Source organism: Achromobacter pestifer (genome assembly GCF_013267355.1).
In the GTDB taxonomy this organism is placed as follows: domain Bacteria; phylum Pseudomonadota; class Gammaproteobacteria; order Burkholderiales; family Burkholderiaceae_B; genus Achromobacter; species Achromobacter pestifer_A.
In genome coordinates this window covers 3,686,951-3,700,074 of the sequence record NZ_CP053985.1, presented here as the reverse complement: position 1 = coordinate 3,700,074, position 13,124 = coordinate 3,686,951, and the positions used below count along the sequence as shown (strand labels likewise).

The following is a 13,124-nucleotide window of genomic DNA, read 5'->3' as shown; positions in this document are numbered from 1 at the left end:
TCCTTACAGTCGCAGGTCGGATTCGGAAGGCGAGAGCACGTACTTCAGGTCGTACAGGATGTGCTGCGACTTGCCGAGCTTGCGGATGCCTTCCGCACCCATCGCCTTGAACTGATGATGCGCCACGCCCAGGATCACGGCGTCGTACTTGCCTTCCTCGGGCTTGGCCACCGGGGTCAGGCCGTATTCGTGCATGGCCTCCTCGGGATCGACCCATGGGTCGTACACATCGACATCGACGTTGTAGTCGCCCAGTTCCTTTACGATGTCCACGATGCGCGTGTTGCGCAGGTCGGGGCAGTTTTCCTTGAACGCCAGGCCCATGACCAGCACACGGGCGCCCTGCACGTGGATGCGGCGCTTGGTCATGGCCTTGACCAGCTGCGACACCACATAGCTGCCCATCGAGTCGTTCAGGCGGCGGCCCGCCAGGATGATCTCGGGGTGGTAGCCGATGGATTGCGCCTTGTGGGTCAGGTAGTACGGATCCACGCCGATGCAGTGGCCGCCCACCAGGCCCGGACGGAACGGCAGGAAGTTCCACTTAGTGCCGGCCGCCTGCAACACGGCTTCGGTGTCGATGCCCATCTTGTTGAAGATCAGGGCCAGTTCATTGATCAGCGCGATGTTCACGTCGCGCTGCGTGTTCTCGATCACCTTGGCGGCTTCGGCCACGCGGATGCTGGACGCCTTGTGCGTGCCCGCGGTGATGATCTGCTTGTACAGCTGATCAACCAGCTCGGCCACTTCGGGCGTGGAGCCGGACGTGACCTTCTTGATCGTGCTGACGCGGTGATCCTTGTCGCCCGGGTTGATACGCTCGGGGCTGTAGCCCGCGTAGAAGTCCACGTTGAACTTCAGGCCCGACACGCGCTCCAGCACCGGCACGCAGTCTTCTTCCGTGGCGCCCGGATAAACGGTGGATTCGTAGATGACGATGTCGCCGCGCTTGAGCACGGCGCCGATGGTTTCGCTGGCCTTGACCAGCGGAGTCAGGTCCGGCTGCTTGTACTCGTCGATGGGGGTCGGCACCGTCACGATGAACACATTGGCCTGGCCCAGCACGGCGCGATCGGCCGTGTAGCTCAGCTGGGTTGCTTCCTTCAGCTCTTCGTCGCTGACTTCCAGCGTGTGGTCGTGGCCAGCCTTGAGCGCGTCGATGCGGCGCGTATTGATATCGAAGCCGATGACCGAACGCTTCTTGCCGAACTCCACCGCCAGGGGCAGGCCGACATAGCCCAGGCCGACAACAGCGAGTTTCACATCCTGAATTCGCAACATAACTCTCCCTTCACCGTAGAACGATTACGGCATTTCAAAATATGGTCGGGTAATTAAAAGAAGATTACCGAGCCCCCGGCGGCAATCGCCGGGGCGCCCTAAACTAATCGGAAGTCCGCAAAACGGAAGGCAGCAGCAGCCAGCCCGGCCGGCGCCAGGACACAAGCCGCGAATACAGCCAGATATAGACGGCGGCGAACACCGCCAGACTGGCGCACAACGCCCACGCGTTGTCCCACCAGATGGTGGCGGGCACCAAGCCGATCAGGGCCAGCACCCACATGTAAGGCGAGGCCAGCGCATTGCACAGCGCCGGCACCGCATGCCGCCGGCCCCGGCTGAACGTAACCCGGACCAAACGGCGGAACACCAGCTGGTGCAAGTGCAGGGCATCCGGCTGATCCACTGGCACGCCGCGCTTGAAGCGCCGGCGCCAGATCGAAAACCCGGTTTCGAAGACGGGGTAGAACAGCACCGCCAAGGCGTAGAACGGCGATACGGACGGATTGCGCACCACCAGCAGCACGGCCAGCTCGGCCAGCATGAAGCCGAGGAAGTACGCGCCGCCATCGCCCAGGAACACGCGCCCGAACGGAAAGTTCCAGACCAGGAAACCCAGCGTGGCCGAGGCCAGGGCTGCCGCCACCAGGAAAATCGGCACGTCGCCCACTTGCAGCGCAACCAGGCTGATCGATACCGCCATCAGCGTGGCCACCATGCCGGCCAGGCCGTTCATGCCGTCAACGATATTCAGCGCATGCGTACAGCCGCCCACCGCGAACATGGTGAACAGCAGCGACACGGGCCAGAAAGACAACACGTAGTCCACGGGAGCCATGCCGACGCGGCTGACGCCGCCCAGCAGCCACCAGGCGATCGCCGCCGACAGAAACGCTGCCAGCAGGCGCTTGCTGGCGCCGATGTCCTTGGTGATGTCTTCGAGCAGGCCGGCCACGAATACGGGCAGCGCCGCGACGAACAGCGCGGGCCACAGCCAGGTCAGCGTCATGTTGCTGGGTCCGAGGACCAATAGTCCCGCCAGCGTGCCCGCCAGCACGGCCAGCCCGCCGACGCGAGGCGTGGCGCGGGAATGGTTGGCTTGGGGCTTGTTGAGGTCGCTGTCGCCGGTGAAGGCGCCATGCCAACGCTCCGACGCCACGATGAGTCCCCCCACCATGAATGCGACCACGCAAATGTACAGCCAGGTCACCGAGTCACCTCTGGTTGGTCTATCGAGACAAGCCCGCCATTATCGGAGGCAGGTGTAACGCCCATATATGGGAGGGATAAGGAAGTGCAATTCACCGGCACAGAACGTAACGCCTCGCGCGATGCCGCCCATCCATGGCTGGCACGGCCATCTGGCGAGGCCGGCACGGCAAAACCGCGCAGGCGCGGAAATACAGGTTTCATGGAACGATTGTAGAACTTTCCGCCCAGGCGCACGCGAAATATCCAAGGGAAAACGCGAAGAACGCCCTATGACGCAAGCACCGCGAAAGGCCGCGGACTGTGCCTTATCGGGTTTAAATGGGGACGGATTTAAAATGTCGAAAAAAAAGCCCGAGATCGTGAGATCTCGGGCTAAATCCACCAAAGGAGGAGGGTGGAGGAGACAACCGTGGCATGTTGGGAGCTGGCCTTCCGCTCGCTACGCTTTCGGGGTTTTGCACCGCGCCGACTGCGTTTCAACATCCGATGACTGAATAGTACCGAGGTTTTTTGTGCGATGCAAGAATTTTTTTAGCCTGCCGCACAAGAGATTTTTTGCGTTGCGTTTTTGCCGCAAACCATCAGCCCCCTCCCCGGAAACCCGCGTCAATCAATGATTGCTTCAAAAACCGGGTTTTCGCCGAATGGGTAAACCCGACCGGGGCTTACCCTAGCCCTTATCGGGTAATCCCGCCCTGGATTTCGCACCAAAACAGTGCATTCGGCACCAATCTGCAGCTATTTTTGCGCACTGCAACATTTCCCTTGCCAGGTGTTTCAGACCCAATAGGCCGTGGTCGTCATGACCTTGGACATGGCCCGCATCGCCGCCTTCACGGGCGCCGGCAAAGGTACGCCGCCCGCCGCTTCCGCGCTGGCGCGATGTTGTGCCTCGTCCTCTTTCATCTTCTGGACGATCTGGCGCGAGCGCTCGTCCTGCACCGGCAAGGTGCGCAGATGTTCTTCCAGATGCGCTTCGACCTGCTTTTCGGTTTCCGCCATGAAACCCAGGTTGCGCGGCACGCCGGCATAGCTGGCCAGCACGCCGAGCGCGAACGAGCCCGCATACCAGACCGGATTCAGCAGGCTGGGGCGGCTGCCCAGTTCGGTCAGCCGCTGATTGCACCAGGCCAGGTGATCCACTTCCTCGGAGGCCGCATTCAGCAGCAGCGCCCGCGGCGCGGGCTCGCGGCATACCGATGCCTGTCCCCGGTATAGGGCCTGGGCGCAGATCTCTCCCACGTGATTCACGCGCATGAGCCCAGCCGCGTGGCGCTTTTCCTGGGCCGAGAGGGCTTGGGGCGCCTCTTCGGCCGTGGCCGGATAGGGACGGCCGGCCACGGCGCTGCCGGACAGCACCCGCAGCGCGCGATCGGCCTCGGCCAACAGGGCATCGACGGGGCTGATGCGGCGCAGGAAGGAAACAGGGCTGGGGCGGGACAGAGCGGTGGACATGGGGCAACTCCTCGGGCAAGGCTGGCGCGCACGCCCCTGATGCGGGGCGGGGCTCTCATGCCCGGAATTGTACGCAACAGGTATCATCAGCCATTGACAGCGCTCAAGCTCAAGGACACGACAACATGGAATGCACGATCGACTGGGGCGGCCCGAACGGCATGCTCTTTACCGCCAGCACCGGTAGCGGCCACGTGGCCGTCATGGACGGCGCCGTGGACGGCGGCGGGCACAACCTCGCCCCCCGGCCCATGGAAATGCTGCTGGCCGGCACCGGCGGCTGCACCGCCTACGACGTCGTGCTGATCCTCAAGCGCGGACGCCACGCGGTGAGCGGCTGCAGCGTCAAGCTCCAGGCCGACCGCGCCGATGCCGACCCCAAGGTCTTCACCCGCATCCATTTCGCCTTCACCGTCACCGGCCGCAACCTGCCACGCGCCGCGGTCGAGCGCGCGGTGCAGTTGTCGCACGAGAAATACTGCTCGGCCTCGGCCATGCTGGAGAAGACCGCGGCGCTGACCTTCTCGGTCGAGATCGTCGACACGCAGGAAACGCCCGCCGCCGCTTGAAACGCGCCCGCGTGGTGTAATTCGTCTATCCCTAACTTATACGAGCCGCCGCGATCCATTCGCGGCGGCCGTCTGCGTCACCCGCCGGGCGAGCGTGCGCAAGGACCGCCATGAAACAATACCTGGACCTCGTTCAATCCATCCTGGACACCGGCGCGTGGCAGGAAAACCGCACGGGCATACGCACCCTGAGCATGCCGGGCGCATCGCTGCGCTTCGACCTTCAGAAGGGCTTTCCCGCAGTGACCACGAAGAAGCTCGCATTCAAATCCGCCATAGGCGAAATGGTGGGTTTCCTGCGCGCCTCGCGCAGCGCGGCGGAATTCCGCGAGCTCGGCTGCAAGGTCTGGGACCAGAATGCCAACGAGAACAGCCAATGGCTGGCCAACCCGTACCGCGAAGGGCCCGATGACCTGGGCCCGGTCTACGGCGTGCAATGGCGCCAGTGGCCGGCCTACAAGATGCTGGACGCCAGCCGCCCGGCGCAGATCGCCGACGCCCTGTCGCGCGGCTACGCCCAGGTGGGCGAACTGGAGGAAGGCGGCGTGCCGAAGGTGCTGCTCTACAAGGCAGTGGACCAGTTGCGGCAATGCCTGGACACCATCCATGAGCGCCCCGGCGACCGCCGCATCCTGTTCCATGGCTGGAACTGGGCGCAGATCGAGGAAATGGCGCTGCCGCCCTGCCATCTGCTCTATCAATTCCTGCCGAACGCGACGACCCGCGAAATATCGCTGTGCCTGTACATCCGCTCCAACGATGTTGGCCTGGGCACGCCGTTCAACCTCACCGAAGGCGCGGCCCTGCTGCATCTGGTCGGCCGCCTGACCGGCTACACGCCGCGCTGGTTCACGTATTTCATCGGCGACGCGCACATCTACGAAAACCACCTGCCGATGCTGCGCGAGCAGCTCACGCGCGAACCCTACGAGGCACCCAGGCTGGTGCTGTCGGACCGCATTCCAGATTTCGCCGTCACCGGGCGCTACGAGCCCGAATGGCTGGAAAAGGTGGAGCCGAGCGATTTCTCGCTGTCTGGCTACACCCATCACGCCCCCCTCACCGCCGCCATGGCCGTATAGACCGCCGCGGCCGCGCGCCCGTGGCCGCAGGTGAAGATTGGTGAGCTTCTGGAAGCGCGTTTTCGGTATAACCCATCCCTTAGCCATGGACGCGCGTCCAGAAATGCGCGCGCGCCATTGCTTCCGACCGGCACCTGCCGCGCCGTGCCTGCGCGCGCCGCGAAACCGGGCAATCCGCCCGGCAGCGCCGTCCGCCGGCGTTGCTCTGCCGCCCCCCTTCCCGAAAAAGAGAGCACGAGCGTCACCAGCGTCGACCGCGGAATTCTGTCTTGCGACCGACATGCAACCATAGACTACCAATTGATTTGATATGAAGCCCGCGCGGCGGCAGCATGCGCCAAGGACAGGACCCCACAAATGCTCGTCGGAACTTATAACCCTTCGCTCGTCCTCGTATCCCTAGGAGTCGCCATCCTGGCGTCGTACACGGCGTTGGGCATGGCCAACCGCGTCAGGGCCTCGAACGGCTTGCCCAGCGCGCGCTACTGGCTGGCGGGCGGCGCTTTCGCGATGGGCGTGGGCATCTGGTCCATGCATTTCGTCGGCATGCTGGCCTTCAGCCTGCCCATCGCCATGGGCTACGACCTGCCCCTGACCGTCTTGTCGCTGGTCATCGCCATCGGCTGCTCCGCCTTCGCCCTGTGGACCGTGAGCAAGGACGAACTGCCGCGGCGGCGCCTGGTGATCGGCGCCCTGCTCATGGGAGCCGGCATCGCGGCGATGCACTACCTTGGCATGGCTGCCATGCTCATGGAACCCGGCATCGTCTACGACGCCAAGTGGTTCGCGCTATCCATCGTGATTGCCGTGGCCGCGTCCGGCGCGGCGCTGTGGATCACCTACCGCCTGCGCCATGGCGGGCCCCGCGTGGCCTGGTCGCGGCCGCTGGCGGCAGTGATCATGGGCATCGCCATCGTCGGCATGCACTACACCGGCATGGCCGCCGCCGGGTTCCCCGCGGGCAGCATCTGCATGGCGGCCAACAGCGGCATCTCTGCCGGCTGGCTGGCCATCGCCGTCACCGCGGTGACCCTGAGCGTGCTGGCCATCGCCCTGCTGGTCGCGGTGCTGGACAACCGGCTGGAGGCCCGCACCTCGGCACTGGCATCCTCGCTGGCCGAAGCCAATGAAGAACTGGTACAGCTGGCGCTGCACGACACCCTGACCAAACTGCCCAACCGCATCCTGCTGGAAGACCGGCTGGAGCAGGCGATCGAAAGCGCCACCCGGCGCAAGGGTTACTTCGCCGTGCTGTTCTTCGACCTGGACGGCTTCAAGGCGGTCAACGACGCCTACGGACACCACACCGGCGACGCCCTGCTGATCGACCTTGCACAGCGCATCCGCCAAACCCTGCGCACCCAGGACACCGTGGCGCGCCTGGGCGGGGACGAGTTCATCGTATTGAGCGAAGTGATCGAGCCCACCGACGCGGCCAACGTGGCCGACCGCCTGATCGACGCCATCGCCCGCCCCGTCACGGTCTATGGGCATGAAGTGATGGTGACCTCCAGCGTGGGCATCGCCATCTATCCCAACGACGGCCAGGATACCCACGCCCTGCTGACCAACGCCGACGCGGCGATGTATCACGCCAAACGCCTGGGCGGCACCGGCTACAGCTTCTTCGAGCCGTCCATGAACGCGGACGCGCACGAGCAGATCGAACTGCTGCACGACCTGCGCCTGGCGCAGGAACGCAACCAGCTCGTCCTGCATTACCAACCCAAGTACGAAGCGCCCGCCGGCCCCATCATCGGCGCCGAGGCCCTGCTGCGCTGGAACCATCCGACGCGCGGCCTGGTCGGCCCGGACCAGTTCATCCCCACGGCGGAAAAGACCGGCCTGATCCTGTCCATCGGCGAATGGGTGATCAACGAGGCCTGCCGCCAGATGCGCGAATGGATCAACGCCGGCCAGGGCCACTGGACCGTTGCCGTCAACATTTCTGCCCTGCAGTTCGCCCACGCCAGCCTGGTGGAAACGGTGCGCTCGGCCCTGGAGCGCCATGGCGTGCCGCCCGCCTGCCTGACCCTGGAAGTGACCGAATCCACCGCCATGCGCGACGCCGAGGCCAGCCTGGCGGTGCTCAAGCGCCTGTCCAATCTGGGCGTGACGATTTCGATCGACGACTTCGGCACCGGCTATTCCAGCCTGCTCTATCTCAAGCGGCTGCCGGCCACCGAGTTGAAGATCGACCGCGGCTTCGTCAATCAGCTGGAAAACGACAACGAGGATGCAGCCATCGTGTCGGCCATCGTCGCGCTGGCGCAGCAACTCAACCTGCGCATCGTCGCCGAGGGCGTGGAAACACCTGCGCAGCAGAAGTTCCTGACCGGCCTGGGCTGCGATTCGCTGCAGGGCTTCCTGCTGGGCAAACCCATGCCCGCCACCGAATTCCTGGCACACGCGGTCGACTGAGCACCCGGCGCGGCGCAGGCCGCCGCGCAAATTTGCTACGCTTGCCGTAGCCAGCCGGCCGAACCCCTACCGTCCCGACCCCGCATGCCCGCCAGCCTTACCCTCATCGTCGCCTATTCCACCAATCGCGTCATCGGCCGCGACAACGCCCTGCCCTGGAAGCTGCCGGGCGATCTGGCGCATTTCAAGCGCAGCACCCTGGGCCACCCCATCATCATGGGCCGCAAGACCTGGGACTCGCTGGGACGGCCGCTGCCCGGCCGCAGCAACATCGTGATCAGCCGCAACCCCGATTTCGGCGCCGCGGGCGCCATCGTGGTGCCGTCGCTTGCAGCGGCAATCCAGGCCTGCGGCGACATCGACGCGGCCTACGTGATCGGCGGCGCGCAGATCTACGCGCAGGCCCTGCCGCTGGCCCAGCGCGTGCTGGCCACCGAAGTCCGCGCCGAGGTCGAAGGCGACGCCTTCTTCCCGCTGCTGCCCGCCTTCCAATGGAAGGAAACGGCGCGCGAAGCCCAGCCGGCCGAAAACGGCTACGAATACGATTTCGTGACTTACGAGCGGCAGTGACTCAAGCCGCCGCCCCCGCATTGCGCATGAAGCGCCAGAGGGCGGGCGCCTCCGAGTAGGCCACGTTGAAGCGCACCCAGGGCGTATCGGCCTCGTCCGCCTCGAAGTAGGAGCCTGGCGCCAGCCAGATGCCGTCCTTCAATGCCAGTTCCGCCAGGCCGTTGGCGCCGCGCTCGCGCCACTGTCCGGCCACCTTGGCCCACAGGAACAGGCCGCCTTGCGGCCTCCCATAGATCTCGAAACCATGCTGCGCCATCAGCTCGGCCACGCCCGCATGAGCCTCTGCCAGGCGCTCGCGGGTACGGGCGATGTGGGCGCGGTAGCGGCCCTCGCGGATAACCTGGTGCACGATGCGCTCCATGATCTCCGGCGAGGTCAGGCCCACCGCCATCTTGGTGCGCGCGATGTCACGCGCCAGATCGCGGTGCGCCACCACATAGCCCACCCGCACCGACGGGCTGATGACCTTGGAGTACCCGCCCAGGTAGACCACGCGCCGCGCCCCGTCCAGGGCGGCCAGCATGGGCGTCACGCCGGGCGCCAGTTCGCGCGAGATATCGTCTTCCACCACCCACAACCCGTGCCGCTCGGCCGCCTGCAGGATGCGGAAGGCGTTGGCCATGCTGATGCTGGCGCCCGAAGGATTCTGCAAGGCGGTGTTGACGACCAGGGCCCGCGGCCGGTGGCGAGCCACCGCCGCTTCCAGCGCCTCGCAGTCCAGCCCGTCCGGCGTGCGGGGCACGGGCACCGCGCGCAGGCCCGCCAGGCGCAGCATCTGCAGCAGGTTGGCATAGGCGGGCTGCTCCACCACCACCGTGTCGCCCGGCCTCAGCAAGGTGCGTATCACCATGTCCAGCCCGTGCGTCACGCCCTGGGTCAGCACGACCTGCGAGGCCTCGACCTCCATGCCCTGCGCGCTCAGGCTGGCCGCGATGGTCTCGCGCAGCGGCGCATAGCCGTAGGGATGCCCGTAGTTCGCGATGCGCATGGCCGGCACCCGCCCCATGTGGCGCAGGGCCATGTGCAGCCCCTCTTCGTTCAGCCATTCGCCCGGCAACCAGCCGCAGCCCGATTTGATGGGGATGGAATGGTCCGCGAAGATATCCGACAGCAGCCAGCCGGCGTTCAGGCGCGGCGGCTCCCAGGACGGCGGCTGGCTCGGGCGCGCGGGAGCGTCCGGCGTCGCGACCCGATAGCCCGCGCCCGGCCGCGCCGCCAGCCAGCCCAGCGATACCAGCCGGCTGTACGCGCTGGCCACCGTGAAGGTGCTGACCTCGTACAGGCGCGCGAACTCGCGCACCGAGGGTAGGGACATACCCGGACGCAAGGTCTGTTCTTCGATGGCGCGCAGGATGGCGGCGACCAGCTGCTCGACCAGGGTCGGCGCCTGTCCGCGGCCACGGGCGCGGTTGGGCTGGAAATCGATCACGGCATTAACTGTACAGTTGTGTCGCTTATAACTATACAGTTAGCCGCATTTGCGCAGATCGTATATTTTCATTCCCCTGCGGACGCACCAGAATCATTTCAATCCCGCTGGCTGCACAACCGTCGCCCAAGTCCAGCGCTTGTCCGTCCCCTGGAGCCGCCATGAACGCCCCCGAAAAACTGCCCGACCTGTCCCACCTCTGGATGCCCTTCACTGCCAACAAGCAGTTCAAGGCCCACCCGCGCATGCTGGCGACCGCCAAGGGCATGTACTACACCTCGACCGATGGCCGCCAGATCCTGGACGGCACCGCCGGCCTGTGGTGCGTCAACGCCGGCCACGGCCGCGAGGAAATCGTCGCCGCGATCTCCCGCCAGGCGGGCATCCTGGACTACGCGCCGGGCTTCCAGCTGGGCCACCCGCTGGCCTTCGAAGCCGCAACCGCCGTCGCCGGCATGATGCCGCAGGGCCTGGACCGGGTCTTCTTCACGAACTCGGGTTCCGAATCCGTCGATACCTGCCTGAAGATCGCCCTGGCCTATCACCGCGCCCGCGGCGAAGGCCAGCGCACGCGCCTGATCGGCCGCGAACGCGGCTACCACGGCGTGGGCTTCGGCGGCATCTCGGTCGGCGGCATCTCGACCAACCGCAAGACCTTCTCCGGCGCGCTGCTGCCCGCCGTGGACCATCTGCCGCACACCCACAACATCGAGCAGAACGCCTATTCCAAGGGCCAGCCGGCCTGGGGCGCGCACCTGGCCGACGAACTGGAGCGCATCGTTGCCCTGCACGATCCGTCCACCATCGCCGCGGTCATCGTCGAACCCATGGCGGGCTCGACCGGCGTGCTGATCCCGCCCAAGGGCTATCTGGAAAAGCTGCGCGAAATCACCTCCAAGCACGGCATCCTGCTGATTTTCGACGAAGTCATCACCGCCTATGGCCGTCTGGGCGCCGCCACGGCATCCGAGTTCTTCGGCGTCACGCCGGACATCATCGCCATGGCCAAGGGCGTGAGCAACGCCGCCGTGCCGGCCGGCGCCGTCGCGGTCAAGCGCGAAGTGCATGACGCCATCGTCAACGGCCCTGCCGGCGGCATCGAGTTCTTCCACGGCTACACCTACTCGGCGCACCCGCTCGCCGCCGCCGCCATCCTGGCCACCCTGGACATCTACCGCCGCGACGACTTGTTCGGCCGCGCCCGCAAGCTGTCCGGCGCCTTCCAGGAAGCCGCCCACGGCCTGAAGGATGCGCCGCACGTCATCGACGTGCGCAACCTGGGCCTGGTCTGCGGCATCGAGCTGGCGCCGCGCGCGGGCGCCCCCGGCGCGCGCGCCGCCGAAGTGTTCCAGAAGTGCTTCGACAGCGGCCTGATGGTGCGCTACACCGGCGATATCATCGCGATCTCGCCCCCGCTCATCATCGACGACGCGCAGATCGGCCAGATCTTCGAACAGATCGGCAAGGTACTGAAGGAAATCGCCTGATTGTGCGCCGCCCCGCGAGGGGCGGCTTTTCGCCTGGGCGGCCTCTGGCCGCCCTCCGGCATTTTTCAACGCCCCAGATTCGAGCGTTCCCCCCATGAAGAAGATCCCGCATTTCATCAACGGCCAGCACTACGACGGCCGCAGCAACCGCTACGCCGACGGCTTCAACCCCGCCACCGGCGAAGTCACTTCCTCCATTCCGCTGGCGTCCAACGAAGAAGTGGCGCTGGCCGTCGCCGCCGCCCGAGCTGCCTTTCCGGCCTGGTCCGAAACGCCCGCGCTCAAGCGCGCGCGCATCCTGTTCAACTTCAAGGCGCTGCTGGACAAGCATCAGGATGAACTGGCCGAGCTGATCACGCGCGAACACGGCAAGGTCTTCTCCGACGCCAAGGGCGAAGTCACGCGCGGGATCGAAATCGTCGAATTCGCCTGCGGCATTCCGCAGCTGATGAAGGGCCAATACTCCGACCAGATCGGCGGCGGCATCGACAACTGGAGCATGCGCCAGGCCCTGGGCGTGGTGGCCGGCATCACACCGTTCAACTTCCCCATGATGGTGCCGTGCTGGATGTTCCCGGTGGCCATCGCCTGCGGCAACACCTTCGTGCTCAAGCCTTCCGAGCGCGACCCGTCGGCCTCGCTGCGCCTGGCCGAGCTGCTGGCCGAAGCCGGCCTGCCCGAGGGCGTGTTCAACGTCGTCCACGGCGACAAGCAGGCGGTGGACGCGCTGATCGCGCATCCGGACGTCGAGGCCCTGTCCTTCGTCGGCTCGACGCCCATCGCCGAATACATCTATGCCGAAGGCACCCGCCGCGGCAAGCGCGTGCAGGCGCTGGGCGGCGCCAAGAACCACATGGTGATCATGCCCGACGCCGACCTGGACCAGGTCACCGACGCCTTGATGGGCGCGGCCTATGGCTCGGCCGGCGAACGCTGCATGGCCATCTCGGTGGCCGTGGCGGTGGGCGACGTGGCCGACAAAGTGGTCGAGCGCCTGGCCCCGCGCGTGAAGGCGCTGGTGGTCAAGGACGGCATGCAGCCGGACGCCGAAATGGGTCCGCTGGTGACCGCCCAGCATCGCAGCAAGGTCATGGGCTATATCGAGGACGGCATTGCTTCCGGCGCCGATATGGTGGTCGACGGCCGCGGCCTGAAGGTGCCCGGCAACGAAAAGGGCTTCTTCCTGGGCGGCACGCTGTTCGACAACGTAAAACCCGCCATGAACATCTATCGCGAAGAAATCTTCGGACCGGTGCTGTGCGTGGTGCGCGTGCCGGACTTCGCCTCGGCGGTGGAACTGATCAACGCCCATGAATTCGGCAACGGCGTGGCCTGCTTCACGTCCGACGGCGGCGTGGCGCGCACCTTCGCGCGCCAGATCAAGGTCGGCATGGTCGGCATCAACGTGCCCATCCCGGTGCCCATGGCCTGGCACTCCTTCGGCGGCTGGAAGCGTTCGCTGTTCGGCGACCACCACGCCTACGGCGAAGAAGGCATCCGCTTCTATTCGCGCTACAAGAGCGTGATGCAGCGCTGGCCCGACAGCATCGCCAAGGGCGCGGAATTCACGATGCCCGTGGCTGGATGAGCCCACCCCCGAAGCGCTGCGCGCTTCCCC

General features: G+C 65.8%; 10 protein-coding genes. 6 read left to right on the top strand and 4 right to left on the bottom strand.

From position 1 onward, the window contains the following. Positions 1-3: 3 nt before the first annotated feature. The 3 genes from tviB to coq7 form a co-directional block, all read right to left on the bottom strand. Positions 4-1,281: a Vi polysaccharide biosynthesis UDP-N-acetylglucosamine C-6 dehydrogenase TviB gene (gene tviB, locus FOC84_RS17710; RefSeq protein ID WP_173145578.1), complete on the bottom strand. Its 1,278-nt coding sequence runs from the start codon at positions 1,279-1,281 to the stop codon at positions 4-6. A gap of 103 nt (positions 1,282-1,384) precedes the next feature. Further along, positions 1,385-2,491, bottom strand: a complete 1,107-nt coding sequence (locus FOC84_RS17705) for an MraY family glycosyltransferase (RefSeq protein ID WP_088142591.1) — start codon at positions 2,489-2,491, stop codon at positions 1,385-1,387. Positions 2,492-3,270: 779 nt separating this feature from the next. Beyond that, positions 3,271-3,948: a 2-polyprenyl-3-methyl-6-methoxy-1,4-benzoquinone monooxygenase gene (coq7, locus tag FOC84_RS17700; protein WP_173145577.1), complete on the bottom strand. Its 678-nt coding sequence runs from the start codon at positions 3,946-3,948 to the stop codon at positions 3,271-3,273. Between the two features lie 125 nt (positions 3,949-4,073). On the opposite strand from coq7, the gene FOC84_RS17695 reads away from it, so the two are divergent. The 4 genes from FOC84_RS17695 to FOC84_RS17680 all read left to right on the top strand — a co-directional run bounded on the left by FOC84_RS17695 (position 4,074) and on the right by FOC84_RS17680 (position 8,590). Continuing rightward, positions 4,074-4,517, top strand: a complete 444-nt coding sequence (locus FOC84_RS17695) for an OsmC family protein (RefSeq protein ID WP_088142589.1) — start codon at positions 4,074-4,076, stop codon at positions 4,515-4,517. Between the two features lie 110 nt (positions 4,518-4,627). Beyond that, entirely contained in the window at positions 4,628-5,599 is a 972-nt protein-coding gene (locus tag FOC84_RS17690; protein ID WP_173145576.1) for a thymidylate synthase, read from the top strand. Positions 5,600-5,956: 357 nt separating this feature from the next. Next, positions 5,957-8,020, top strand: a complete 2,064-nt coding sequence (locus tag FOC84_RS17685; protein WP_173145575.1) for a putative bifunctional diguanylate cyclase/phosphodiesterase — start codon at positions 5,957-5,959, stop codon at positions 8,018-8,020. Positions 8,021-8,104: 84 nt separating this feature from the next. Then, positions 8,105-8,590: a dihydrofolate reductase gene (locus FOC84_RS17680; protein WP_173145574.1), complete on the top strand. Its 486-nt coding sequence runs from the start codon at positions 8,105-8,107 to the stop codon at positions 8,588-8,590. A gap of 1 nt (position 8,591) precedes the next feature. Here FOC84_RS17680 and FOC84_RS17675 read toward each other — a convergent pair whose 3' ends face one another. Next, the gene (locus FOC84_RS17675; RefSeq protein ID WP_173145573.1) at positions 8,592-10,019 is read right to left on the bottom strand and encodes a PLP-dependent aminotransferase family protein; all 1,428 of its coding nucleotides are present in this window, start codon (positions 10,017-10,019) and stop codon (positions 8,592-8,594) included. 161 nt (positions 10,020-10,180) lie between these two features. Between FOC84_RS17675 and FOC84_RS17670 the strand changes: the two genes are divergently transcribed. Further along, positions 10,181-11,506 (top strand): aspartate aminotransferase family protein, encoded by a 1,326-nt coding sequence (locus FOC84_RS17670; protein WP_173145572.1) that lies wholly within the window; start codon positions 10,181-10,183, stop codon positions 11,504-11,506. Positions 11,507-11,600: 94 nt separating this feature from the next. Then, entirely contained in the window at positions 11,601-13,094 is a 1,494-nt protein-coding gene (locus FOC84_RS17665; RefSeq protein WP_173145571.1) for a CoA-acylating methylmalonate-semialdehyde dehydrogenase, read from the top strand. Positions 13,095-13,124: the final 30 nt, after the last annotated feature.

What these genes read in the sequence shown, in the direction of transcription:
- tviB (WP_173145578.1), bottom strand. Translation starts at nt 1,281, where the DNA reads ATGTTGCGAATTCAGGATGTGAAACTCGCTGTTGTCGGCCTGGGCTAT.
- coq7 (WP_173145577.1), bottom strand. Translation starts at nt 3,948, where the DNA reads ATGTCCACCGCTCTGTCCCGCCCCAGCCCTGTTTCCTTCCTGCGCCGC.
- FOC84_RS17695 (WP_088142589.1), top strand. Translation starts at nt 4,074, where the DNA reads ATGGAATGCACGATCGACTGGGGCGGCCCGAACGGCATGCTCTTTACC.
- FOC84_RS17690 (WP_173145576.1), top strand. Translation starts at nt 4,628, where the DNA reads ATGAAACAATACCTGGACCTCGTTCAATCCATCCTGGACACCGGCGCG.
- FOC84_RS17685 (WP_173145575.1), top strand. Translation starts at nt 5,957, where the DNA reads ATGCTCGTCGGAACTTATAACCCTTCGCTCGTCCTCGTATCCCTAGGA.
- FOC84_RS17680 (WP_173145574.1), top strand. Translation starts at nt 8,105, where the DNA reads ATGCCCGCCAGCCTTACCCTCATCGTCGCCTATTCCACCAATCGCGTC.
- FOC84_RS17670 (WP_173145572.1), top strand. Translation starts at nt 10,181, where the DNA reads ATGAACGCCCCCGAAAAACTGCCCGACCTGTCCCACCTCTGGATGCCC.
- FOC84_RS17665 (WP_173145571.1), top strand. Translation starts at nt 11,601, where the DNA reads ATGAAGAAGATCCCGCATTTCATCAACGGCCAGCACTACGACGGCCGC.